19 protein-coding genes and 1 pseudogene are annotated in these 25,868 nt (G+C 65.2%); 13 read left to right on the top strand and 7 right to left on the bottom strand.

Translation table 11 applies throughout. The features are described 5' to 3' along the window. Positions 1-68 precede the first annotated feature (68 nt). The 4 genes from iolB to O3656_RS08305 all read left to right on the top strand — a co-directional run bounded on the left by iolB (position 69) and on the right by O3656_RS08305 (position 6,522). A complete protein-coding gene (iolB, locus tag O3656_RS08320) occupies positions 69-941 on the top strand; it encodes a 5-deoxy-glucuronate isomerase (RefSeq protein WP_500063524.1) in 873 nt (290 codons plus the stop codon). Positions 942-963: 22 nt separating this feature from the next. Beyond that, complete coding sequence (gene iolD, locus O3656_RS08315; RefSeq protein ID WP_500063522.1) at positions 964-2,871, top strand: 3D-(3,5/4)-trihydroxycyclohexane-1,2-dione acylhydrolase (decyclizing); 1,908 nt, start codon at positions 964-966, stop codon at positions 2,869-2,871. Positions 2,872-3,150: 279 nt separating this feature from the next. After that, the gene (locus tag O3656_RS08310) at positions 3,151-4,653 is read left to right on the top strand and encodes a CoA-acylating methylmalonate-semialdehyde dehydrogenase (RefSeq protein WP_500063520.1); all 1,503 of its coding nucleotides are present in this window, start codon (positions 3,151-3,153) and stop codon (positions 4,651-4,653) included. 252 nt (positions 4,654-4,905) lie between these two features. Further along, on the top strand, positions 4,906-6,522 hold the full coding sequence (locus O3656_RS08305; RefSeq protein ID WP_500063519.1) for an MFS transporter: 1,617 nt from the start codon (positions 4,906-4,908) through the stop codon (positions 6,520-6,522). 11 nt (positions 6,523-6,533) lie between these two features. Here O3656_RS08305 and O3656_RS08300 read toward each other — a convergent pair. Beyond that, positions 6,534-6,716, bottom strand: a pseudogene (locus O3656_RS08300) (IS256 family transposase); the annotation flags it as partial. A 1,120-nt stretch (positions 6,717-7,836) separates the two neighbouring features. Here O3656_RS08300 and O3656_RS08295 point away from each other — a divergent pair. Further along, positions 7,837-8,682 (top strand): LicD family protein, encoded by an 846-nt coding sequence (locus tag O3656_RS08295; RefSeq protein WP_500063517.1) that lies wholly within the window; start codon positions 7,837-7,839, stop codon positions 8,680-8,682. Positions 8,683-8,712: 30 nt separating this feature from the next. On the opposite strand, the gene O3656_RS08290 is transcribed toward O3656_RS08295, so the two are convergent. The 6 genes from O3656_RS08290 to O3656_RS08265 form a co-directional block, all read right to left on the bottom strand. Further along, complete coding sequence (locus O3656_RS08290; RefSeq protein ID WP_500063516.1) at positions 8,713-9,750, bottom strand: glycosyltransferase family 2 protein; 1,038 nt, start codon at positions 9,748-9,750, stop codon at positions 8,713-8,715. A 28-nt stretch (positions 9,751-9,778) separates the two neighbouring features. Beyond that, positions 9,779-10,909, bottom strand: coding sequence for a glycosyltransferase family 4 protein (locus tag O3656_RS08285; protein WP_500063515.1), 1,131 nt, complete (start codon positions 10,907-10,909; stop codon positions 9,779-9,781). Further along, the gene (locus tag O3656_RS08280; protein WP_500063514.1) at positions 10,910-11,842 is read right to left on the bottom strand and encodes a LicD family protein; all 933 of its coding nucleotides are present in this window, start codon (positions 11,840-11,842) and stop codon (positions 10,910-10,912) included. A 55-nt stretch (positions 11,843-11,897) separates the two neighbouring features. Next, positions 11,898-12,875, bottom strand: coding sequence for a DMT family transporter (locus tag O3656_RS08275; protein WP_500063513.1), 978 nt, complete (start codon positions 12,873-12,875; stop codon positions 11,898-11,900). After that, entirely contained in the window at positions 12,872-14,701 is a 1,830-nt protein-coding gene (locus O3656_RS08270; protein WP_500063512.1) for a phosphotransferase, read from the bottom strand. Before O3656_RS08270 ends, O3656_RS08275 begins: the two co-directional genes overlap by 4 nt. A gap of 130 nt (positions 14,702-14,831) precedes the next feature. Then, a complete protein-coding gene (locus O3656_RS08265) occupies positions 14,832-15,995 on the bottom strand; it encodes a glycosyltransferase family 4 protein (RefSeq protein WP_500063510.1) in 1,164 nt (387 codons plus the stop codon). 99 nt (positions 15,996-16,094) lie between these two features. Between O3656_RS08265 and O3656_RS08260 the strand changes: the two genes are divergently transcribed. From O3656_RS08260 to O3656_RS08225, 8 genes are all read left to right on the top strand, one after another. After that, positions 16,095-17,210, top strand: coding sequence for a glycosyltransferase family 4 protein (locus tag O3656_RS08260; protein ID WP_500063509.1), 1,116 nt, complete (start codon positions 16,095-16,097; stop codon positions 17,208-17,210). After that, positions 17,207-18,199, top strand: coding sequence for a glycosyltransferase family 2 protein (locus O3656_RS08255; protein ID WP_500063507.1), 993 nt, complete (start codon positions 17,207-17,209; stop codon positions 18,197-18,199). Before O3656_RS08260 ends, O3656_RS08255 begins: the two co-directional genes overlap by 4 nt. A gap of 101 nt (positions 18,200-18,300) precedes the next feature. Continuing rightward, positions 18,301-19,152, top strand: coding sequence for an NAD-dependent epimerase/dehydratase family protein (locus O3656_RS08250; RefSeq protein ID WP_500063506.1), 852 nt, complete (start codon positions 18,301-18,303; stop codon positions 19,150-19,152). 4 nt (positions 19,153-19,156) lie between these two features. Beyond that, on the top strand, positions 19,157-21,019 hold the full coding sequence (locus tag O3656_RS08245; RefSeq protein ID WP_500063505.1) for a rhamnan synthesis F family protein: 1,863 nt from the start codon (positions 19,157-19,159) through the stop codon (positions 21,017-21,019). After that, positions 21,016-22,287 carry an acyltransferase family protein gene (locus O3656_RS08240; protein ID WP_500063504.1) on the top strand — a complete coding sequence of 424 codons (1,272 nt, stop codon included), beginning with the start codon at positions 21,016-21,018 and terminating at the stop codon, positions 22,285-22,287. Before O3656_RS08245 ends, O3656_RS08240 begins: the two co-directional genes overlap by 4 nt. Then, entirely contained in the window at positions 22,284-23,588 is a 1,305-nt protein-coding gene (locus tag O3656_RS08235) for an alginate O-acetyltransferase AlgX-related protein (RefSeq protein ID WP_500063503.1), read from the top strand. The genes O3656_RS08240 and O3656_RS08235 overlap by 4 nt, the downstream gene beginning before the upstream one ends. A 40-nt stretch (positions 23,589-23,628) precedes the next feature. Further along, a complete protein-coding gene (locus O3656_RS08230) occupies positions 23,629-24,471 on the top strand; it encodes an ABC transporter permease (protein WP_500063502.1) in 843 nt (280 codons plus the stop codon). Then, entirely contained in the window at positions 24,471-25,763 is a 1,293-nt protein-coding gene (locus tag O3656_RS08225) for an ABC transporter ATP-binding protein (protein ID WP_500063501.1), read from the top strand. The genes O3656_RS08230 and O3656_RS08225 overlap by 1 nt, the downstream gene beginning before the upstream one ends. Positions 25,764-25,868 lie beyond the last annotated feature (105 nt).

The raw sequence follows: 25,868 nt of genomic DNA, 5'->3' as shown, positions 1-25,868 counted from the left end.
ACCAGCCCCTGCCTCGTTCCTCCCTTTCTATTTCCTCGGCACCGATGCCCAACTTTCAGGAGACTACGATGACTCTTCCCGATATTTATGTTCCTGCCGGCTCCTCCGGCCACGGCAATTTCACCGTCGATATTGACCCCCAGCGCGCCGGTTGGACCTTCTCCGGTCTGCGCGTCCTCGTCCTCGAGGCCGGAGCCTCCGAGGTCGTCGAAACCGGCGAGGCTGAGCTCCTCGTCCTGCCCCTCGCGGGAGGTGCAACCGTCGATGTCGATGGCGAAACCTTCGAGCTGGAGGGTCGCCGCGGCGTCTTCTCTGGCGTCACCGACTACCTGTACGTCGGACGCGGCAAGACCCTGACCATCACCTCCGCCAGCGGCGGCCGCTTCGCCTTCCCCTCCGCGATCGCCACCCGCGACATCCCCGTCGCCTACTATCCCAAGAGCCAGGTTCGCGTGGATTTGCGCGGTGCCGGCGACTGCTCGCGCCAGGTTAACAACTACTCCCTCGCTGTCGAAGGCGTCACCACTTCCCACCTGCTGGCGTGCGAGGTCATCACCCCGGGCGGCAACTGGTCCTCCTACCCGGCCCACAAGCACGAGCAGGACTCCGAGGACGAGCGCGAGCTCGAAGAAGTCTACTACTTCGAAATTGAAGACGGTCCCGAGGGCTCCAAGGGCTTTGGTCTGCACCGCACCTACGGCAGCCCCGGCCGCCCGATCGACCTGTGCTGCGAGGTCCACGACGGCGATGTCGCTCTCGTGCCCCACGGCTATCACGGCCCCTGCGTCGCCGCTCCCGGCTACGACATGTACTACCTGAACGTCATGGCAGGCCCGAACGAGGACCTTGTGTGGCTGGCCCCCGACGATCCGGCGCACCACTGGATTCGCGCGACCTGGGAAAACCAGGAAGTGGATCCACGACTCCCCATGAACAAGTAAGACAGCCTCGAAAGGACAACCCATGAGCAAAGAAGCCTACAAGGGAACCGTGCGCCTGACTGTCGCACAGGCAATCATCCGCTTCCTGTCCAACCAGTACACCGAGCGCGACGGTGTCGAGCGCAGCCTCATCGCGGGTGCCTTCGGCATCTTCGGCCACGGCAACGTTGCTGGCATCGGTCAGGCGCTCCTGCAGAACGAGATCGCCCCGTCTGAGGGTGAGAATCCGATGCCCTACATCATGCCCCGCAACGAGCAGGGTGCCGTTCACGCGGCCGCGGCATTCGCCAAGACGACGAACCGCCTGCAGACCTGGATGACGACCGCGTCGATCGGCCCCGGCTCGCTCAACATGGTGACCGGTGCCGCGACGGCGACGACCAACCGCCTGCCCGTCCTCATCTTCCCCTCCGACCAGTTCGCGACCCGCATCCCGGACCCGGTCCTCCAGCAGCTCGAGGACCCGACCTCGCTCGACGTGACCGTCAACGACGCTTTCCGCCCCGTGTCCCGCTTCTTCGACCGTATCAACCGTCCCGAGCAGTTGATCCCTTCGCTGCTGGCCGGTATGCGCGTGCTGACAGACCCGGCCGAGACCGGCGCCGTCACGATCGCCCTGCCCCAAGACGTCCAGGCCGAGGCCTACGATTGGCCGATCGAATTCTTCGCCAAGCGCGTGTGGCACGTGCGCCGTCCTCCCGTCGAGCGCGCCGCCCTCAAGCGTGCGGTCGCCAAGATCCGCGCCGCCAAGCGTCCCCTCATCATCGCCGGTGGCGGCACCATCTATTCCGAGGCTTCGGAAGAGCTGCGTGCGTTTGCGGCCGTGACCGGTATCCCGGTGGCGGACACGCAGGCCGGTAAGGGTGCCATCAACTGTGATCACCCGTGCTCAGTCGGCGGTGTTGGTTCGACCGGCGGTGACTCGGGCAATCACCTCGCCGACAAGGCCGACCTGATCATCGGCGTGGGTACGCGCTACTCCGACTTCACGACGGCCTCGAAGACGCAGTTCAAGAACCCCGACGTCTCCTTCGTCAACATCAACATCACGCCCTTCGACGCCGCCAAGCAGAGCGCTGAGATGGTCGTGGCCGACGCTCGTGAGGCGCTCGCGGCTCTGACCGAGGAACTGGCCGACTACCGCGTCGACGAGGCATACGCCGCCGAGATCGCCGCCGAGCGCGAGGCCTGGGCCGCTAAGGTCGAGCAGTGCTACCACGTGGGCAACGCCCCGCTGCCCGCACAGACCGAGGTCTTCGGCGCGCTCAACGAGCTCATGGGCGACGAGGACGTGGTTATCAACGCTGCGGGCTCGATGCCCGGCGACCTCCAGGCCCTGTGGCAGGCGAAGACCCCCGTCCAGTACCACGTCGAGTACGCCTTCTCCTGCATGGGTTACGAGGTGCCGGCCGCCATGGGCGTCAAGCTGGCGCGCCCGCAGTCCGAGGTCGTCTCGATCGTCGGCGACGGTAGCTATCAGATGCTCCCGATGGAGCTGGCCACGGTTGCCCAGGAGGGTATCAAGGTCATCTACGTTCTGCTGCAGAACTACGGCTTCGCTTCGATCGGCGCCCTCTCCGAGTCACGCGGCTCCCAGCGCTTCGGCACGAAGTACCGCCAGCGCGGCACGGGCTCGCACCTTGAGGACAACGAGCGTATCGCCGGCGTCGATATCGCTGCGAATGCCCGTTCCTGGGGAATTGATGTGATCGAGGCCCACGGCATCGAGGAGTTCAAGGAGGCCTACAGGGCCGCAGCTGCCTCGGATCGTGCGACCATGATCCACATCGAGACCGACCTGATGGGCCCCAACCCGCCCGGATCCTCCTGGTGGGACGTGGCCGTCTCGCAGGTCTCCGAGTTGGAGTCCACGCAGCGCGCCTACGAGGACTACCAGCGCGACCGCAAGCCGCAGCGTCACTACCTGTGATGATCTGAGCGTGTGAGGGCGGCCCCGGAGTTTTCCGGGGCCACCCCTTTTGCTAGAAGTCTGTGCGCGCGTGGGGCTTGTCGTGAAACGCTTCGTGAAACGGTGAGCAATTTGGCGGTGGAAGGTCTTAGTGGGGGAGTGTGTCCAATAGACGGGACAAATTTCCCTTGGAAGGTGCTGGTATTGCTGATATCGCGACATGTTTGCCGGGGACATGGTAGCATTTGTCCGAACAAAGTTGTTCCGCCATTCGTGGATGAATGGAAGAAAGGTAAACCAATGACTATCAACCCGTGGGTTAATGGCGAAGAGTATGTCGCTCACTGCGACGAGACCATCGACGTTGAGAACCCCGCCACCGGCAAGGTCGTCGATCAGCTGGCCCTGGCCGACAAGTATTGCCTCGACCAGGTCGTCGATATCGCTCATCAGGCGCAGAAGGAATGGGCTCGCACCGCCCTAGCCAAGCGCGTGGACATCATGTTCAAGTTCCGCCAGCTCGTCATCGAGCACCAGGACGAGATCGCCGACGCCATCGTGCGTGAGGGGGGCAAGACGCACGGCGACGCCCTCGGCGAGATTGCCCGTGGTCGCGAGACCGTCGACTTCGCATGCGGTATCAATGCTGCTCTCAAGGGTGAGTTCACCGATCAGGCCTCGACCGGCGTCGACGTGCACACACTGCGTCAGCCCGTTGGTGTCGTCGCGGGTATCTGCCCCTTCAACTTCCCGGCCATGGTCCCCATGTGGATGCACCCGCTCGCCCTGGCTACTGGCAATGCCTTCATCCTCAAGGTCGCCTCGACCGTCCCGAGCGCATCGATGATCATCGCACGCCTCTACAAGGAGGCGGGCCTGCCCGATGGTCTGTTCAACGTCATCGCTGGTGACCGCCATCTGGTCACCGACATTCTCACCCACCCCGGCATCGACGCCATCTCCTTCGTTGGATCCTCCCCGGTCGCGCACATCGTGCAGGACACGGGTGTCGCCAACGGCAAGCGCGTCCAGGCGCTGGGTGGCGCGAACAACCATGCGATCGTCATGCCTGACGCTGACATTGAGTTTGCCGCGCAGCATATTAGTGCCGGCGCGTTCGGTGCGGCGGGCCAGCGCTGCATGGCCCTGCCCGTGATCGTCGCCGTCGGCGGCATCGAGGAGAAGCTGGTTCCCGCCATCAAGGCTCGCGCCGAGAAGATCGTTGTTGGTCCTGGCACTGACCCTGCCTCCGAGATGGGGCCGGTCATCACCCGCTCCTCTCAGGAGCGCATCACCACGTGGATCGACGAGGCCGAGGCTAAGGGTGCGAACGTTGTCCTCGACGGCCGCGGCTACCGCCCCGAGGGTGAGGAGTATGCGGATGGCTTCTGGCTGGCCCCCACCATCCTCGACAACGTGGATCGAGACCTGAGTGTCTACTGCGAGGAGGTTTTCGGTCCGGTCCTGGTCGTCGTGCACGCCGACACCTACGAAGAGGCCATCGAGATCGTCAACTCCTCCGAGTTCGGCAATGGCTCCGCGATCTTCACCTCCGACGGTGATACTGCCCGCCACTTTGTGGTCGATGTGGAGGCCGGCATGGTCGGCGTCAATGTGCCGATCCCGGTTCCGGTCGCCTACTACTCCTTCGGCGGCTGGAAGGAGTCGCTGCTGGGCGACACCCACATTCACGGTCCCGAGGGCGTGCGCTTCTATACGAAGGCCAAGGTTGTCACGACCCGCTGGCCCAAGCGTGGCGAGAAGGTGGGCTACGTCGGAATGAACTTCCCGACGAACGCCTGAGTGTGACGGCTCTGTGAGTGGAGGGGCGGGTGCGCTGCACCCGCCCCTCCACGCTACACGGTCATGGGTGTGGGCTTCCATGCATCGATGACGAGGTGTTCGCTAAGGCCTCGGCCTTGATATCCTCAGGGAGCGATCACAACCTGCGTTGTGTCTGCCAGAGAGCGGTGCGTACACGGGCGCGGCATTATGCTATGGGTGATCTCTCGTTCATTCGGATCGCTCCGACGAGGAAGTGCAGAGGAGAACCATATGCCACACACTCCCACGATTGACGACTACACACCCGACAGGGTGCGCGAGCTCGTCGAGAAGACCCCTGCTTCCGGTGCGAAGTGCTCCCTGGGCGCAATTGCTGCCATCGCGACGCTGGGCTCCCTCCTCTTCGGCTATGACACCGGCGTCGTCGCTGGTGCCCTGCCATACATGTACATGCCCGGAGGAGCCGGTGGCCTGCACATGACCACCTTCGAAGAAGGCTGGGTCGGCGGCCTACTGTGCATTGGTGCCGCCGCCGGCGCGTTCTTCGGCGGACGCCTCTCCGACCGCTTTGGTCGCCGCCATAACATCACGCTGCTGGCCATTATTTTCCTATTCGGCGCCATAGGCTGTGCGATTGCCCCGAACATCTGGGTCCTCTACCTGGCGCGTATCGTCCTCGGGTTCGCGGTTGGTGGCGCTTCCGCGACGGTTCCCGTTTTCCTCAGTGAGACTGCGCCCAAACGGCTGCGTGGTTTCTTTGTCGCGACGGATCAGATGATGATCGTCTTCGGCCAATTCCTGGCCTTCTCGATGAACGCTGTCATCGCTCGTGTGCAGGGCGGCCCTACCGTAACCCTGACCGGTGATGCCGTGGATGCTTCGGGGAATGTGCTTGGCCATGCTGGCACGTCCGTCGCGTGGGAGGCCGTCCAGACCGCTGTCAACATCGCTGATGTTACCGGCGCGGGTAATGGTCTGACCTGGCGCTACATGCTCATCCTGTGCTCGCTGCCCGCCATTGCCTTGTGGATTGGTATTCGTACGGTGCCTGAGTCCTCGCGCTGGTATGCCGCCAACCTACGCATCGTCGAGGCCATCGGTTCCCTCAAGCGCGTGCGCGATGAGAAGAAAGACGATGTTGCCAGTGAAATCAACGAGATGCTTGATGTCCAGCGCGCCGAGTCCGCTCAGGAAAAGTGGTCGCTGTCGCGGATCCTCAAAGTGAAGTGGGCCCGCAAACTTCTCTACATCGGCATCATCCTCGGTATCGCCGACCAGCTGACCGGCATCAACACGGCGATGTACTACACGCCGAAGATCCTCAACGCCGCGGGCATTCCGATGGAAGACGCCATCACCCTGAACGTCGTCTCCGGGGGCATTTCCGCAATCGGTTCCGCCGTCGGCCTGTGGCTCGTCGCCCGCTTCGCCCGTCGGCACGTGGGCATGTATCAGGAGCTTGGCATTACCATTTCCCTGGCTGCGCTGTCTGCCGTGTTTGCCTTCTTCATCAGCCCCTACTTGGGCGCTGACGGCAACATCTCGGGTGCCCCGACCTTTGCGCCCTGGCTGGTTCTTGGCATCGTCTGTATCTTCGTGTTCATCAAGCAGTCTGGAACGGTGTCCTGGGTTCTCGTCTCCGAGATCTACCCGGCCGCTGTTCGTGGTACTGCCCTCGGCATTGCGGTGGGTACTCTGTGGCTTGCCAACGCGCTCGTCGCCGTTATTTTCCCACCGCTCATGGCGACCGTCGGTGGCGCGGGCACGTACGCGATCTTCGCGGTCATCAACTTCTTCTCCTTCCTCTTCTACTGGAAGGTCGTTCCCGAGACGAAGTTCCACTCGCTGGAGGAACTGGAACTGAAGTTCCAGAAGGACTACTCCTGAGAAGGAATTATTCGCGTCCGAGTGCCCGGTCGGGCGGCTAGGCTGTTCCACTGGGTCCCGCACACGGTGTCAGCGTCCGCTGAGAGCAACGCGTTAATCACGTGCTGGAGCAGGGAACGCATCAAATCCGGGGACGCCTGGGATAACGCCTGGCCAAGCAGGCCAGCTGGGGTGATAATATGAGGAGCGGTCATCGTTGTGCCTCCAAATCGTTTCGAGTCAGAAGTAGAGAGCTTTCTCGAAGGATCACACGGTGACCGCACCCATATCAAACGGGCCGACCACCACACGGTTACACCACTATGCGGGACACTACTGCCGGGGTTTCGTGTTGGGAGAGTTTTGTCCCGGGTGGGTCCATCGGGGCCGCCTGCTGGGAGAGTTTTATACCGGTTTGGCCCGCCGGGTTTCGTGTGGGGAGAGTTTTGTCCCGGAGGTGGTCCTGTGTGCGGTACAAAGTTCTCCCTGCTCGGCTTGCCTCTGCCGTAGGCGTGAAGAAGTTCTCCCTGCAAGCGAGAAATGGCTTGGTATCGCCGTTTTGTGGTGTGTTGGGAGAGTTTTGTCCCGGGTGGGTCCATCGGGGCCGCCTGCTGGGAGAGTTTTATACCGGTTTGGCCCGCCGGGGTTTCGTGTGGGGAGAGTTTTGTCCCGGTTGTGCATTTGACGTGCGGAGCAGGGGGAGTTTTGTCCCGCTCATCGGGTGAGACTGCCCGATCGGAGGGTGGTGCGAGGCCTGCAGGGCCTGGCCGGGCTTCGAGGCGACGCGCCGAGCGAAGCTCGCGGCGTGGACGGCGAGCGGGCGGGCAGGCCTCGCACCGCACGGAGATCTGGCAGGCCTCGCGCCGCGCGGAGGTCTGGCGGGGTGCGCCGAGCGAAGCTCGTTGGGATGGAGGTTGCGGTGCCGGTGGTCATGGTCGCCCGATCGGAGGGGTGCGAGGCCTGCGGGGGATGTATCTGCGGTGCCGAAGGGCGGCGGCCCGATCGGAGGGGGGTGCGAGGCCTGCAGGGCCTGGCCGGGCTTCGAGGCGACGCGCCGAGCGAAGCTCGCGGCGTGGACGGCGAGCGGGCGGGCAGGCCTCGCGCCGCACGGGAGGTCTGGCGGGGTGCGCCGCACGGAGGTCTGGCGGCTGGGTGCCTCGCGGACGGCGAGCGGGCGGGCCGCCGCCCACCGGCGCATAGAGCAGACGCAGACAACAGGACGTGCTGGGCGTGACCGGCTATTGCTCGGGCCCGTACTCCTGTCCTCTCACCCGCAGCTTGTACTACTCTAGAGGGCAGTTCGTAAGCCATCGGATGAACGATGAAAGAGGCTCCATGACCCAGCTTGAGGCGCGCCAGGTGAAGGCGGTTGAACTGGACATTCTCACAGAACTGGACCGCGTGTGCCGCGAGCACCAGCTGTCCTATGCGCTCGCGTATGGCACTCTCATTGGGGCGATGCGCCACAGCGGGTTCATCCCCTGGGATGACGACATTGATGTCTATATGCCCCGCGATGACTACGAGAAGCTCTACGACCTGTGGAAGCAGGGGGCTCTCGGGGAGCACTACAGCCTCGTCAGTTATCGTGATCGAACCTCGATTAACTCTTACTGCAAGCTCGTTGATACCCGAACCCGGGCGGTTGAGTCTTTCCTCGACGAATCTGCCGGAAACCTCGGGCTGTGGGTGGATATTTTCCCACTTGAGCGCGTCGACATTACTGACCCTGCCGTGCATCGTGCCGCGCGCAGGGGGCACCGACTTGTGTGGTGGAAGTACATCGCGGCGTCAAACCCGCGCTACGCAACCTCCACGTTGCGCCGCATCATCAAGTACATGCTCTATCCGATTACTCGCTTCGCAGACCTGTACGCCATCTCTCGTCGGCAGGATGAGCTTGCCCGCGCGTGCCACCGTTCGTCTGTTGAGAATCCGGACAACGAGCGCTACGTCCTGCTCCTCGACGACATTATGAGCCACAATATCATCCGGCCTGAGGAGCTTTTCCCGACGCGTACTGCCAGCTTCGAGGGGCGCGAGTTTGCGATTCCTGCGCAGGCCGAGAAGCTGCTTGAGGACTACTACGGTGATTGGCGCGCGGTCCCGCCCGAGGACCAGCGTCCGCCCGCCCACATGCGATCTGTCGAGTGGGTGGCGGACACTCCCTTCGGTGAATGACGCGAGGAAGCTAGCCCGCTGGGCGGGCCGCTACTTGGTCGTGGAGCGGGCAACCAGCTCCGGGTGCATGCGTCGGAATTGAATGCCGAGCAGGTGGGCGCAGGCGCGCACTCCCAGCAGACGGCACGCCCACTGCGCGATACGCGCTTCGCGGGTGTGCGACTGCGAGATGAGGGGTAGGAAGAACTGGCTGATGAATGCCTTGCGGCGGCGCGCCTGCTGCCCGTGCTTCTTCTCGTCAAGCAGTCCCAGGGCCGAGGCCTGGCCCACCCACACCATCATCGGACGTGCGAGGAATGCCATGAGTGCGCTGCGGCGTCCTTCGGGCAGTGAACGAGCGGCAGACAGATTCGAGCGCAGTACGTGCTCTAGGTCGTCGACAGTCGAGACGGCTAGCGAGTGTGACGTCTGCGCGTAGGGGTGGCCCATTCTGTACACGTAGAAACGCTGGTCGAGCCAGGCCACGGAATCGATGTGCGCGATGATTTGGGCGCTCACGTCCGTGTCTTCGTTGCGCATGCCTGACGGGAATACGATGCCGTGCGTGGTCAAGAAGTCGCGGCGGATCACCTTCGTCCACACGGCACTCGTCGTCAGCTCGTTGTCGATGATGGTTCGGATTGCCTCGTCCGTGCTCAGCGAATCGATCATGGAGGCGATCGACGTGGGTTCGGCCTCCGTGATCTCGGTGCCCTCCGGGTTGGCGCGCGCACTCATGTGCCACAGCAGGTCGACGGGGCGCCTCGTCAGTGCCTCGTGAACGAGCGTGAGTGCCTCGGGGATGCGCCACCAGTCGTCGTTGTCCATGAACGTGATGTACTCGCCCTGGGCCGCCTTGAGGGCTGTGTTGCGGGCCGCGCTAGTTCCGGCGTTCTCCTGATGGATGACACGGAAACGGGGGTCACGCTCAGCGTAGGAATCGCACAGGGCGGGTGAGCCGTCCGTTGAACCGTCGTCGACGAGAATCACTTCCCAGTCCGCAAAGTCCTGCGCCTCGATGGATCCCAGGGCGTGGGGCAGGAATTCCTGTGCGTTGTAGACGGGGATGATGACGCTAATAAATGGCATGACTGCTCCTCGGGAAACAGGGTGGACGTCAGAGGTGGTCGGGGGAGTGTGGCGCGCGGCCATCCAGTAGTGACTCGGCGATGCTCGCGTACTCGCGGGCCCGTACCGGCCACGTCCACGCGTTGATGAGGCTGGGATCCCCCAGTTCAGGTGGATTGTTCAAGAAGTCACGCAGGGTTGAGACAAGCGACTCGAGTGTGCGTTCGGCGGTGATGACCACGGGGTTCCCCTGGTCTGCGAGGACCTGCGCGCCGGGCACTGTGAACGTGACGACGCGCCCTCGTTCGGCCAGCGCCTCCAGCAGGGTCGTCTGGAATCCCTCCGACAGGACCGTTGGATTCACGAGGGTCGCTCCCGTCAAGCGGGTACGGACCTCGTCTGCGCTCACTCGACCGGGTGCTGACACGACACCGTCGAGGCCCTTGGCGGCAATCATCTCTCGAGCGGCGTCGAGATCTGCGCCTGCGCCCAACAGCTCGCCTGTCACCTCCTGCCCCTGCGCGCGCAGCTGTGCCACGGCCTCGATGAACGTGTCCCATCCCTTACCGGGCACCATGCGGCCCACGAACACCAGGTGACGGTGGCGGTCCTTGATCGGTTCCGCGTGCGGCTGCGGGGGAGTGATCGCGTTATAAAACACGTCCGCATGAACGCCGCCGAGACGCGACGCGAAGGCTGCGGCCTGCTCAGACACGCCCAGCACGCGATCCGCGTGACGCAGCACGTAACGGCCCATCGTCACATCGACTCCGCGCGATGCGGGGGCGATGATCGGCGAGGAGGATGCGACAAAACCGGAACCGTGCTCCGTGTGAATGACCGGGATTCCCGCTTGGTGTGCGGCACGCACCCCGACGAAACTCATGGGGAAAAATCGAGTGTGCACACTGACGACGTCGATACGGTGCTCGCGGAGGAAGCGTGCGATCGCGCGGGTCGCACCCAGGGCCGGGAAACTGATGATGTCGGCGATCGGGAAGTGGCGTTGATCGGTACGAATATCGACGCCCTCCTCCTGTCGATGCCCCGGCTTATCAGAGATAGTCAATACGTAGACTTCGTGTCCTAGCTGTGCCAGGGACACCGACAGGTGGTAGATGTGCGACTCCAAACCACCCAAACGCGGAGGGTAGCTGTTGACGATGAAAGCGATGCGCATTCACTGCTCCTGACCGGTCGTAGGTTCCGAGCGAGGATCCTCCTCATCGCGGGAAGCGAGAAGATCCGGCACCCCGCCCTGATCGGGGTCGAAACGACCAAACTCTAGCGTCTCCGGTAGGTGCGTGCGACGATCAGCGGGATCCGGGACGCGCATGTAGTCGCCGTAACCGCGAGTGAGCAGGGCGTCGACATCATGGGGGATCGAGGCCTCAATCGCTTCAAAGGGAACGCGGCGCGTGGGGAGGAACTCATCGCGGTGCACGATCCAGTTCCACGGGTCACGCATCGTGAAATCGGCATAGGTGCCCGTTGCTTCGCCTTCGGCGCTGCGCGCCGCCTTCTCCCACCGCGCGTACAGCCCGCGTGGCGACATCTGCGCGGTGCGTAGTGCGAGGTTGACACTCCGCGTCACCGCATGAATGAGCGAACGTTTCCAGGCCACCATGCCCGGCAAACCGGGGGTCGGAATGCCCGACAGGAACAACAGGCGGCCCCACCACCAGGTCTTACGGCACATAGAGCGGAAACGCTTGGCGTCCGCGGGCACCGTATCGAGCGGAAAAATGTCGAGGAAGATCGGCGGCGTGTAGTCCGGGTTCACCTCGCCCTGCGAGCGGAAAACCGTTCCCGTCAAGCCCAGCTTGGAGAACAGAAGGTGGTATCGGGGAACGCTCGTCTGGTTATCGATGCGGAAACCTTCAGACAGATGTGCGGGAGCCTCGTGCAGGAAGCGCTCGTAGTCCGGTCGGAGCATGAAGACATCAATGTCGTCATCCCACGGGATAAAGCCACCGTGGCGAACAGCTCCGATGGCGCTACCGCCGTACAGTGCGTAGTCCACGCCGATCTGGCCGCACACCCGGTCGAACTCTGACAGGATGTAGGTCAACAGCATGTGGACCTTGCGTAGGTCGCTGGGGGGCGTCGTCATAAGTCCTCCGAATACGGAAAGCGGGTGGACGCGTACGCGCCCACCCGCCATTGTCTCATGCCTGGGAGCTTGTGACCTTCTCCGTGCGCTTGGGAAGCAGGTCACCCCAGTTGGAGGTGGCCGCCAGGACCGTGCCCACGAGGATCACGACGCAGCAGATGACCTGCGTGAGCGTCGGAATCGTGTGCGGGGGGAACGCCAGGGCGAAGATGATCGCCCACGCGGAGTAGGAGATGTTCAGGGCCATGCCGCGCGAGGCGCCGATCGCCGACAGGGCCTTGTAGTAGAAGAGGTACGAGGCCGTGCCTGCCAGGCCGGCCAGGGCCACCACGCCCGCGGACAGGTGAGCCAGCGAGTGGAGCGTGTCGCCGAAGACACCCGCGATGGGGGCTACCACGAAGAGGTAGACCAGCGCCGAGGTCGTCTCGCGGATTTGGAGCGCCACCTCGTTATCCACGGCCTCGTCGCGCATGCCCCACGTGAGGATGACGGCCTCGGACCCCCAGCCGATCACGCACGCCAGCGCGCCGACGATACCCAGGATCGCGTTGCCGTCCTTAACGGGGTCGGAGGTTGCAGACAAGCCCGTCACCACGATGGCACCAAGCGCCACCAGCAGCGCCACGATCTGACGCGGAGCCATGCGCTCCTTGAGCAGGGCGAACGCCAGCAGCGTTCCCAGGGCCGGGTAGAACGTCGAGATAATCGCTGTCAGGCCGGGGCCGATGTTGTCGATGGCAATCAGGTAGCCGCTCATGCCGATCGGGCCGCCCAGCAGCGCCGCCGCGATGACCGACTTGCCGGGGCGCGTGCGCAGCGCAGCCCAGGTGTCCTTCAGGCGCCCGCGAATCGCCATGTAGACCAGGAGGATCACGGCGCACGCGACGTCGTGCAGGACCGCGCCCACGAGCGCCGACTGGCCGAAGTCGTCAAACGGAATCATGGTTAGCGCGATCGCTAACACGACCGTGTCCAGGCCCCATAGGGCGCCCGAGAAGAAGCCGTAGCGCTTGCCTCCGTGCTGAGTTTTCATGCCAGTTCACCTTCCGTAGAGATCTGAGTGCTCGAGGCTGCCTCGTAGGCTGCGAGCAGGGAATCGAGCGTGCGTGTCGCGTGCGAGTAGTAGATGTAGAGCCATTCACCCACATCGTCTCCCTCAGCCTCCTTGACCAGCGCCCACAGGTACCAGCACCAGCCGGCGAACACCTCGTAGGCGAAGAAGTGGCGCGCCTCGCGCTCGGAGGGGGTGTGACCCAGGTAGTACTCGAGGGCGGCGGCCGCGCGCTCGCGGGTCATCTCCGCCGTGCACACGGTCATCGTTCCGAAGTCGGCGGCCACGTCCGACATGCCCGCGTACTCCCAGTCGATGAGGCTGATGTTGCCGTCCTTGTCCACCAGGAAGTTCGGCGGGAAGAAGTCGTTGTGCGAGGGGACTTTGTCGAAGCCGTCCGCGTCCGCGAAGGCCTTCAGACGCAGGACCTTGTCACGCAGTTCGAAGTACCCGGGCACGTCGATCGGGCCGAAGGCCTTGAGGAGGCCCTCGTAGCGCAGGCCCTCGGTGACGAAGTCGAAGGAACGGTCCAGCACGCGACCGGAGGTGTGCAGCGCGCGGTCCATCTCCATGGCCGCCTTGAGCTCCTCGGGGCGGGTGACGTCCAGGTTGCGAACGTCGCGCACGAAGCGCGAGATCTTCCAGCCGGCCGCGGGGTCGCCCGTGAGGAAGGTGTCGTCGATGCCGAGCTCGGCGGCCAGGCGTAGGCCGGCGAACTCCGCGCTGCGGTCCACGATCTTTTCCGTGCCGATGCCGGGGTGGCGGTAGACGTATTCGTCGTCGCCCACCGTGAAGTGGCACGACAGGTTCGTGATGCCCTGCTTGAGCGGGTAGAAGTCGCGGATGTCCGACTTCTGACAGCCCAGGGTGGCCACGATGTGATCGAAGACCTCGGAGTCCACGTTCTCCATGAACAGGGGATCGAAGCTGCGTAGCTCGTCCACGGAATCGAACTCGTGGATGACGCCGTCCGGGTAGCGGCGGATCACCATGTCGAAGGACTTGATGTGGTCCAGGTAGATGGACTCCCACAGCTTCGACACGGTCTCGGGCAGGTGGTAGACCTGTTCGAGAATCTCGCGGAATGTCGCGGAGAAGTTGCGGTCGAAGTAGACGTGGCCGAGCATGACCCACGCGTCGGCGCCGCCCACGGTCGCTCCCGTGATGCGGTCGGCCGGACCCGTCTTGATGCACCATTCGTCGGTGGGGCCCTCGACGTAGTTCGCCGAGTAGTAGGACTTGTAGACGTAGGGCTCGAAGGGGTTCGTGGTGAAGTAGTCGTCCGAGGAGCACACGTAGGTGTTGTCGAGGCGGTCCTTGACGAGCCAGAGGGATCCGTTGTTGTTGCGGGTGGCGTATTCGCGGTTGACGACGATGTCGACACCGTACTTGTCGGCCAGGTAGAAGAAGTATTCCTTCTTGTAGCCAACGACGAGCGTGATGTTCGTGATGCCGGCTTCGTGGAGCTGGCGGATCTGGCGTTCGACGAGGATTTCGCCGCGCACCTTGAGCGTGCCCTTGGGACGTTCGTAGCTGATGGGGGCGAAGCGGGAGGACAGGCCTGCGGCCATGATGACGGCGCCCGTCACGCGGTAGGGCTTCAGTGCCTCGCGGCCGGCGTCGGTGATTGTGCGGTCGTTGATGTAGCCGGCGGCCTCGCATTCGCGGGTGGCAGTGTTGACGCGTCCGAGGCTCATGCCGGTGGCCTCCGACAGTGCCCGCTGGGTGAGGGGGGTATCCGTCTTGGCCAGTGTGGTCAGGATGTTGAATTGGGGCTCGCTGAGCGTGCCGACGTTGGTTGTGGGCATGCCGCCACCTTTCGTTCACAAGGTTGTTTGAGTGCTATATGTTCGAGCATACCACTCATGATCGGATTTGTGAACATTTGGGTGTGGGATGCCTCATGACGAGGCTTGGGTGCCCTCCGGGCCGTGCGGCTCAGATGCGGGCGGCGGCGCGGAAGGCCTCGATGTGGACGGAAGCGGCGCGCGCCCACGTGAACTCGTCGGCGCGCGGGATTGCCGCAGCACCCAGCGCCGCGCGGCGCGCGGGGTCATCCAAGAGCTCCGTGAGGGCCGAGGCGATGGAGTCCGGGTCGATGTCGCAGTAGGCGACGGCGTCGCCTCCGACCTCGGGCAGGGAGGTCAGGCGAGTCGTCAGCGTCGCGGCGCCGCAGCTCATGGCCTCCAGGACCGGCAGGCCGAAGCCCTCCGCGATCGATGGGTAGGCCAGGATGACGCATCCCGAGAGGAATCCGGGCAGGTCCTCGAGCGGCAGGTAGCCGGGGCGCAGGACCGTCAAGTGCTCGGGGACCGAGGCCAGGGCCGGGTCGATGTCCTCGTCCCAACCCTTGCCGCCAGCCAGGACGAGGGCCGGGGGATTCGGGCGATCGGAGACGGCCTTGACCCAGCCGCGCACCAGGTTCGGGACGTTCTTACGAGGCTCCAGCGTGCCCAGGAAGCCGATGTAGTCGCGGCCCTCCAGGCCCAGCGAGGCCTTGACGCGCTCGCGCTCAGCGTCGGAAACCGGGTGGAAGATCGACCGATCCACACCGTGGTAGGCGACGTAGAACTGCGAGGGATCCCCGCCCGCGTACTTGATCGTCTCATCGCGCGTGGCCAGTGAGGGAACGACGAGGGCGTCCGCGCGGCGGATCGCGCGGCGGATCGCGGCAGTGAAAAAACGCTGCTTGAGGGGCGAATGCGCCTGCGGGTGAGAGAAGAAGGTCGCGTCGTGCAGCGTGATGACGACGGGGACGCCCGGGAACTGCGGGCAGGTGTAGTGGGGGGAGTGCAGGACGTCGGGGCGCACCTTGCGGATCAGCTTGGGCAGGCCCGTCTGCTCCCATGCCATGCGCGCCGGGCGCGGCTCGAAACGCCGGGAGATCGGGATGATGCGCGCCGAGGGAAGGCGGGTCGCGAAGTGCTCCGCGTCGCGCTCTTGGACGGCCATCGTCAGGTCCACGCCCTGGTCGACCAGCTCGGGAACCAGGTCGTCGACATAGCGACCGACGCCGCCCAGGTCTGCGGGGATCGCGGTCCCGTCCAGCAGGACGCGGATCGGATGCGAGTGAGAAACGAAGTGGGCCACGATCATCCCCATTGGGTCGGGAGCAACAGCTATTCCCCTTATCGTATTCCATTTTGGGCTCGCTCATACTTTTGTTCCCGCCCCCGCGCGCCCGTGAACTACCCTGGACGCATGAGCGTCAACGTTGGAATGGTCGTCGAACAAATGTGGCAGCCGGTGCCCGGAGGCTCCGGCCGGTACATCGTCGAAGTCGCCTCCCGCCTCGCCAGCTGCAGCGTGCGCGCCCTCGGTATCGCGGCGCGCCACGGCACGAGCGAAGCGACGCCGCAACAGGTGGGACTGACCATTCCCGTCCTCAACTCCTCGCTGCCTCGGCGCGCGCTCTATGCCGCCTGGGACCGCCTGAGTATGCCCAGCGTGGACCGGATGCTCGGCGTTGGATCGGGCGGGGGAGCACACGTCGTGCACGCGACCACCTGGGCGATCCCGCCGACCTCGCGTCCCCTGGCCGTCACCGTCCACGATGTTGCCTTCCTGCGCGACCCCGACCATTTCACGGCCCACGGTTCGGCGTACTTCCACCGCGCCCTCGAGATCACCAGGAAGCGCGCCGACGCGATCATCGTCCCCTCGCAGGCCACCGCCGACGACTGTATCGAGGCAGGCCTGGACGCCTCGCGCATCACCGTCATCCCGCACGGCCTGAGCCACACGCCCGTCACGACGGCGCAGGTGGAGGAGTTCCGCTCCCGCCACGGCCTGGCCCGCCCCTACATCCTGTGGGTCGGCACGCGCGAGCCGCGCAAGAATCTGCCCACCCTCCTGGCGGCCTACGAGCAGCTGGGCGGCACCGACCTCGACCTCGTCCTGGTTGGACCTGCCGGGTGGGGTTCTGACCCGACGGACGCACCCTTGCCTCCCGAGCGGGTCCACGTCCTCGGCCGACTCGACGACGTCGACCTGGCCTGCGCCTACGCGGGTGCGCGCGTCTTCACCTTCCCTTCGATCTGGGAGGGCTTCGGCCTGCCCGTCCTTGAGGCCATGGCGCACGGCACTCCCGTCGTGACCAGCGCGGACACGTGCATGGCGGAGATTACGCGAGATGATGCAGGTCTCCTCGTGCCGGCCACCGACGCCTCGGCCCTCGCCGACGCCCTCGAAGCGGCCTCGGGGGGCGAGCACGACCGCCTTGCCGCCGCCGGTATCGAGCGCGCCCGCGACTACACGTGGGAGGCCTCCGCCGCCGCGCACGCCGCCATCTACGCGGACCTGGCGGGCGAGCGATGAGGGCGCGCAGCGCGAGGGTCATCCTCGTCAACTGGAAGAACGCGCCGCTCACCCTGCGCGCCGCCCACTCGATCGCCCCGCAGATGGGGGAGGGGGACCACCTCGTCATCGTCGACAATGGATCCGACGACGACTCCCTGACCGTCCTACGCGAGGGCCTGGGAGAGCTGCGCGGTGCCGCCAATCACGCGCGTGTGTCCCTCGTGAACGCCGGGACCAACGATGGCTTCGGCGCCGGCGTCATGGCCGGGGCAGCCGGACTGGAGGAAGGCACCGTCGTCCTGCTCAACAACGACGCAACCGTACGCGACGGATTCCTCGACGCCCTCCTGGCCCCCCTGGGCGAGGCCGTGGGCGCCACGACCGCGCTCATCCTCCTGACCGGCAGGTGGCACCCCGCCGCCCCCTCCGACGAGGAGTTCCTCGTCGCCCGCGACGGCAGCCGCTGGACGCGCGTCACCGAAACAGAGCGCGGCGGGCAGGTCCTCATCAACTCCACCGGCAACGAGGTCGACAATGCGGGCAACGGGTATGACCGCTCCTGGCTGGACCCCGCCGATTCCCCGCTGCCCGCCCCCGAGGTCTTCGGCCTATGCGGCGGCGCGTGCGCGATCGACGCCGACGCGTGGCGCGCTGTCGGGGGAGTACGTACCGACCTGTTCATGTACTACGAGGACACGGACCTGTCCTACAAGCTGCGCGAGGCCGGATACGAGGTGCGCTTCGTCGCCGGAGCCGTCGTCGACCACGAGCACGCCGCCTCCTCCGGCACGTCCTCGCCCATGTTCCTGAGGGTCAACGCGCGCAATCGCATCATCGTCGCCGCCCAGCACGCCCCCTGGGGCGTCGTCGCGCGCGCCATCGCTCGCTCGATTGCGCGCGCCGTGCGCTCGGGTGGTCGCGGTCCCGTCGCCCGCGGAGTCCTCCAAGGCCTCCTCGCTCTGCCTCGCGCGCTGCGTCACCGCACCGCCGCGCATCCACAGCGATAGGGGAGTCGGCCTCGTCGACGAGGCCCGGGCGGGCAGGTGCGTCACGGCACACAACGCGGGGCGGAGCTGCGCAGCGCCGCGGCCTTGATAGACTGACTCACATGGTGAAGACTGTCCTCGTTACCGGAGCCGGCGGCTACATCGGCCGCCACATTGTTCACGCCCTGCTGGAGCGCGGCCTTGACGTCAGCGTCGTCGACTTCCGCCTCGACGGTGTCGACGAGCGCGCGCGCCGCATCGATACCCAGATTTTCAGCGGAGACGCTGACATCTACGACCAGCTCGGACGCCCGGACGTGGTCCTGCACCTCGCATGGCGCGACGGCTTTGTGCACAACTCGTCGGCCCACATCGACGATCTGCCCGCCCATTACCACTTCATTGAGAATCTCCTCAAGGGTGGCTGCACCCACGTGGCCGTCATGGGTTCCATGCACGAGGTCGGCTACTGGGAGGGTGCCATCGACGAGAACTCCCCGTGCAACCCCGCATCGCTGTACGGCATCTCCAAGAACGCGCTGCGACAGATCACGACGCTGCTGACCGCCCAGCACGGCGCGACCATGCAGTGGCTGCGCGGCTACTACATCGTCGGCGATGACGCGCACGGCTCCTCGATCTTCTCCAAGCTCCTGGCGGCCGCCCAGGAAGGCAAGAAGACCTTCCCCTTCACCACGGGCAAGAACCTCTACGACTTCATCTCCATCCAGGAACTGGCCTACCAGATCGCCGCCGCCGTCTCCCAGGACGAGATCGACGGCATCATCAACATCTGCAGCGGCGAACCCATGAGCCTCGCCGACCGCGTCGAGGCCTACATCCGCGACAACGACCTGGACATCACACTCGAGTACGGGGCGTTCCCGGATCGTCCCTACGACTCGCCCGGCGTGTGGGGCGACGCCACGAAGATCCGACAGATCCTGGCGGCCGTCGACGGTTCAAAGGAGTGAGACTGTGAAGCGCGCCGGTATCTTCCTGTTCTTCGATCCCCAGGGCCTCGTCGACGACTACATCGTGGAGTGCCTGACCTCGCTGCGCGAGTACCTCGACGAGATCCTCGTCGTCTCCAACTCTCCTCTGGACGACACCGCGCGTGAGCGCCTCCTGAAGGGCGCCACCGAGGTCTTCGAGCGGGAAAATACCGGCTTCGACGTGGGCGGATACCGCGACGGCATCGCGCGCTTCGGCTGGGATCGCCTCGGTCAGATCGACGAGCTGATCCTCTTCAACTACACCTTCTTCGCGCCCATCAACCCGTGGAAGAACCTCTTCGACCGCGTGGAGGCCGCCGGGGCGGTCGACTTCTGGGGTATCACCGAACATGACGAGGTACGCCCCCACCCCTTCCTGGCAGCCACCCGCATGCCCCGGCACATCCAGTCTCATTGGATCGCCGTGCGCAACCCGCTGCTCAGCTCCCCGGACTTCCGCAAGTACTGGGACGAGATGCCCCCGATCCGCTCCTACAACGACTCCATCCAGTGGCACGAGTCGCGCTTCACGGAGTACTTCGGGGACCTCGGCTACACGCACGTCGTGGCCTATCCGCGTGAGGACTACCCCTCGCGTAACCCCGTCTTCGATAACGCCTCGCTGCTGCTCGCGGACGGCTGCCCGATCCTCAAGCGTCGTAACCTCTTCCACGACCCGCTCTACCTGGACCGCCACGCCATCATCGGCGCGGACATGCTGGAGCTGGCCGAGCGGGCGGGCTACGACACCGACCTGATCCTCACGAACCTCGCGCGCACCTCGCGTCCGCGCGACCTCGTGACGAACGCGGGCCTAACGACCGTCGTCTCACCGCGCGCCGACCAGGCCACCCTGGATGCGGCCGCTTCCCTCAAGGTCCTTGCCGTCGCACACATCTTCTACGCCGACATGGCCGACGAGATTCTCGACCGCCTGAGCGTCCTGCCCGCCGGTTACCACCTGGTGGCCACGACCTCGAACGAGGAGAACAAGGCGCTCATCGAGGCGCGCGCCCAGGAACGAGGCGTGGACGCCGACGTGCGCGTCGTGTCCTCCAACCGCGGCCGCGACATCGGCGCGTTCCTCGTGGATTGTGGCGATGTGCTCACCTCGGGCGAGTACGACGTCGTCGTGAAGATCCACTCGAAGAAGTCCGTCCAGGACGACTACAACGCGGCCCAGCTCTTCAAGGAGCACCTCTACGACAACCTGCTGGCCTCCTCCGACCACGTGGCCGGCATCCTCGCCGACTTCGCCACCCACCCGGGCCTGGGCATGGCCATTGCACCCATGCCGCACATGGGGTACCCGACGATGGGCCACGCGTGGTTCGCGAACCGCCAGCCCGCCCGCGAGTTCGCCAAGAAGGTCGGCATCACCGTCCCCTTCGACGACGACCAGCCGCTGGCCCCCTACGGCTCCATGTTCATCGCGCGCCCCGAGGCCCTGTCCCTGCTGACCGGCGCAGGCCTCGTCCCCGAGGACTTCCCCGAAGAGGGCGGCTACAAGGACGGATCCCTGGCCCACGTCATCGAACGCCTCCTGGCCTACGCGGTCCTGTCGCGCGGCTACTACGTGCGCCCCGTCATGACCCCGAAGTGGGCGGGCGTGTACTACGGCTACCTCGAGTACAAGCTGGCCGCGACCTCGTCGATGATGCCCGCTTTCGCGATCGACCAGGTTCCCTTCCTCAAGGCGCGCATGGGAACGGTCCCGAACCTGCTGGGTGCCGTCAAGACCAACATCATGGTGCGTACCCCCGGCCTGGGCAATGCCCTCAAGCCGGCGTACCGAGCGGCCCGAGGGTTCGCCCACAAGATCCGATCCATGAAGGGTGAGCGATGAGCCTGGCCTCCACGATCCGGGCTGCGGCCCCGCACACGCCCCAGTCCGTCGCGCAGGCATTCAACTCCAGGTCCAACTCGATCGGGTTCTTGCGCTGGCTGATGGCCTTCATGGTCATCTTCTCGCACGCCGGCCCGATCGCCGGATTCTACGGCGGCGAGGACCTGGGCGTGCAGATCTCGAAGGAGCAGTCCATCGGCGGCGTCGCCGTCGCGGGATTCTTCTTTTTCTCGGGATTCCTGATCACGCGCTCGCGCATGGGGCGCGCCACGATCTGGCGCTACATGTGGCGCCGCGTCCTGCGTATCTTCCCGGCCTTCTGGGCGGCCCTGCTGTTCACGGTCGGTATCCTCGCTCCGATCGCCTACTGGCACACGTTCCACAACATTTCCGGCTACCTGCACCCGGCCACCGAGTCCCCGCTCACGTACTTCGTGAACAACATGTTCCTCCACCTGGGGCAGCGCAACATCGCCGGCATGGGCGAGAACCTGCCGTACTACATCCTGCACGGCGCGCGCGACTGGAACGGCTCGGCGTGGACGCTCATCTACGAGTTCAAGGCATACATCTTGGTGGCGATTCTCGGCCTGTTCGGGGCGCTGGCAAACCGCAAGGTGGGCGGCGCTTTCGCCCTCGCCCTCATCGCCCTGAACGCCCTGCAGTGGATGGGCGCGGGGCAGGTCGCCAGCGTCAACTACCTGCTGCGTGACCCGTTCATGCTCATGTTCATGGGCCCCTTCGCTTTCGGTATGCTCTTCACGCTCTACGGCGACAAGATCCCCATGGATTCGCGCCTGGCGTGGGGCGGCCTGATTTTCGGCGTCCTGTCCTACGCCTCGGGCGGCTGGAACATCATCGGTCAGTACGGTTTCCTGTACTTCCTCATGTACCTGGCGATCCGCCTGCCTCTGCAGAACTGGGAGAAGCACGGCGACCTGTCCTACGGCATCTACATTTACGCGTGGCCGATTATGGCCTTCGCCGCGTACTTCCACCTGCAGGATCGCGGCTGGCTCGCCTACCACCTGACGGTCGTCGTGACCGTGCACATCCTGGCCTACCTGTCGTGGCACCTCATCGAGAAGCCCGCGATGAGCCAGAAGAACTACCTGCCCGGATGGATGGACAAGCTCATCGAGCACTTCCGTCCCGCGTACGAGGCCGTGGCCCGCCGCATCGTCACGCCGGCCCTGTCCTCGACCAGGATCGCGACGGTCATGGAGGCCGAAGCGGCATCCGCGCACGCCGAGGAGGAGACCAAGTGAGCGAGAAGAAGGCTACCGGCCAGTTCAAGGAATCCGAGTCGGGCCTGCGCGACATCTCCTTCGACGAGGGAGTCCCCACCGGCTCGTGGAAGCACCGCCTCCGCTACGTGCCCCTCGCGATTCTCCTCGCGGGAGCGTGCGCGGCCACCACGGTCGGCGTGTGGTACAAGGCCACCCATCCCGCCCCTCAGGTGGGAGCGCCGCCCGCCGCCCAGGCCTCGTCGTTTGCGCGCACCACGCCGCAGTCCCTGCCCGAGGTGTGCGCGCCCACCCCGCGCGCCGACGTGGGACCGTGGACGCCCGGCGTCGCGGGCACCGCGGGGTACCTGCCGACCGACGCTGCCCAGGCCTCGTTTGAGAAGGGCATGACCGGCGTGACCACCTACGTTGAGGGGCGCGACGGTTACCTGTTCCTCTCCGACGTCTTCAACGCGAACTTCTCGCAGGCGCTGGGCCGCGTGCGCCCCACCGCCGGCCAGGTGAGCGCGTGGGACCGCTACATGAGCGGCATCGAGACCGCAGCCAACGCGGCGGGCTCGACGGCGCTGTTCCTGCCCGCCCCGGCCACGTGGGACGTCTACTCCGATAAGCTCCCGCAGTGGGCCGATCCGCTGACGGGAACGACCTCCCTGGACCTCATGCGCTCCGCGCTGCCCACCCACGCCTGGGTGGATGTGCGAGAGGGGCTGCGCGAGGCCCGAGCGGGCAGCGAAGCACCGCTGTACTCGACGGTCAACCCGCACTGGTCGCCCTACGCCGCGCACGTCGCCTGGAACCAGACGCTGTCCTGCCTGGGCGCGGTCAACCCGCAGCTCGCGGATCTGCCGTCCCTGTCGCCCTCAGGCGTGACCAGCGCGGATGCCCCCAACGAGTACGAGGCCCTGGGTGCCCCCGCTCAGGTGGGTCCGTGGGCGGTCCCCACCTACGAGCAGGACCCGGGCAGCGTCCACCTCCTGCAGCTGGAGAGCCGCGATGAGCTGGCTGACACCGCCGCGCGCCTGGCCGAGGTGAGCGCCGCGCCCGAGGTATCCCTGGCCAGCCCCGTCGACTTCCAGAACAAGCCGGCACTCACCTACAACCCGAACGGACGCGGCACGGCGCTCATCGTGCGCGACTCTCAGGGCAACAACCTGGGTCCCGAGGTCGCAGCGACCTTCGAGTACACGATCCAGGTCGGCCACGGCCTCGACACGGACAACCCGACGGACGTCGCCGCTCTCATCGAGGCATACAAGCCCAGCGTCGTCATCGTGGAGTTCACGCAGCGTTACCTCGCGCTCACGCCGGCTGATCGCAAGTAGAATAGTTTTCCTGACCACGACAGAAGCGATGGGAGAAGCCGTGTCTGAGACGAAACGGGTCGTTGACCTGACGATGCGCATGGCGCAGCGCTCGATCTCCTCGGAGTTTAAGGGCACCGCGCTCGGCCGCCTGTGGTCCTTCATCAACCCGGTCGCCACGATCGCCGTGTACGCGCTGATCTTCGGCGTCGTCTTCCGCGGCGAGGCCGACAAGGGCGTGAACTCGGGGCTGTCGTCCTTCGCGCTGTGGATCGGCGTGGGCGTCATCGCCTGGAACTTCATGTCGAGCGGCATCCAGCGCGGCATGGACTCTCTCGTGGGCAACTCGGGCCTGCTGACGAAGGTCTACTTCCCGCGCCAGGTCCTCATCTATTCCTCGGTCTTGGCCCTGGCCTACGACTTCGCGTTCGAGCTGGCCGTCATCATCGTCATCATGTGTATCGCCGGCGGCCCCGGCGTGCTGCTCATGATCCCAGCGGTCATCGTGATCACGGCGCTCGCGATGCTCTTCGTCATCGGCATGGGCCTCATCCTGTCGATCGCGTCGGTGTACTTCCGCGATATCTCGCACCTGTGGCAGATCTTTAACCAGATCTGGATGTACGCCTCCGGCGTTGTTTTCTCCCTGTCGATGCTGGGCAAGGTTCAGACCGACCTGGCGGCCAAGGGGTGGACCTGGGGCGGCGAACCCCTCCCGATCGTCACGATCTTCCGTCTCAACCCCGCCGAGCTTTTCCTTGAGGCCTACCGCTCGACGCTGTACGGCTTCGCGATGCCGTCCTGGCAGGTGTGGCTCGGCTGCGCCGCCTGGGCCTTCGGGATCTTCGGCCTCGGCTCGCTGATCTTCCGCCGCTTCTCGGCACGAATCGTGGAGGAACTCTGATGACGAACGCGATTTCGGTGGAGGGCGTCTCCAAGCGCTTCCGCATCTACAAGAACCGCAACCAGTCCCTCAAGGGTGCGTTCCTGCAGCGTTCGCGCGCCCAGTTCGAGGAGTTCTGGGCCCTCGACGACGTCTCCTTTGATATCCCGCAGGGCAAGACCTTCGGCCTGCTCGGCCATAACGGTTCGGGCAAGTCGACGCTGCTCAAGTGCATCGCGAAGATCCTCACCCCGGACAAGGGAACGATCTCCTCGACGGGCCGCATGGCCGCCATGCTCGAGGTCGGCTCCGGCTTCCACCCCGAGCTCTCGGGCCGCGAGAACATCTACCTCAACGGCGCGATCCTGGGCATGAGCAAGAAGGAGATCGACTCCAAGCTGGACGCGATCATCGACTTCTCCGGCGTCGAGCGCTTCATCGACCAGCCCGTCAAGAACTACTCCTCGGGCATGTACGTGCGCCTGGGATTCTCCGTGTCCATCCACGTCGAGCCGGACATCCTCCTCGTCGACGAGGTCCTGGCCGTGGGCGACATGGAATTCCAGAACAAGTGCATGGATAAGTTCGCCCAGCTCAAAGACCAGGGACGCACGGTCGTCGTCGTGTCCCACGGCCTCGAGCAGATGCGTACCTTCTGCGACCAGGCTGCATGGCTGGACCACGGCACGCTCGTCGACGTGGGCTCGGCCGCCGAGGTCATCGATACCTACTCCGACGTCGCGCACCACGCCGTCGAGGTCGAGGGCGGCGGCACGCGCTTTGGCAGCGGCGAGGCCATGATCGAGCGCATCGACCTGCTGAGCGCTTCCGGCGAGCCCACGTCTCTCGTCTACCCGGGCGATCCCGTGCGTTTGCGCCTGCACTACCGTGCGAAGGAACGCATCGAGTCCCCGGTCTTCGGTGCCTCCATCGACACCCGCGAAGGCGTCTTTGTGTGGGGCCTGCACGGCATGGATGCCTGCTACGTGCCGACCTCGATCGAACCGGGGACCGGTCACCTGGACATCGAGATCCCGCGCCTGACCTTCAACCCGGGCGCCTACACGATTTCGGCGGCCATCCAGAACCACGACATGACAGGCGTCATCGACGCCCTCCAGAAGGCGCGCCGCTTCGACGTGCTGCCCGGCCCCGGCATGGAGTCCGGTGGACTGGTCAACCTGGGCGCCTCCTTCACGGGCCTGACGCCTGCGCGCCCCATGCGCGACGTCCCCAAGCGCGGCACCGCCGACTACGAGCACCTCGCTCGCATGCAGGCCCAGCAGGCCGACGCGCTCGAGAATGAGGACTGACGGACGCACTGACGTCGATGTGGGGCCGGGTTCAGCGGTGTGATACCGCTGAACCCGGCCTTTTAGGGCTATAGGCGCAAACGTGGTGCTTTAGACGGCGTGTCG

The sequence above is a fragment of the Pauljensenia sp. 27098_8_83 genome (genome assembly GCF_041432695.1).
Lineage (GTDB): Bacteria > Actinomycetota > Actinomycetes > Actinomycetales > Actinomycetaceae > Pauljensenia.
This window is presented reverse-complemented; position numbering and strand designations above follow the sequence as displayed.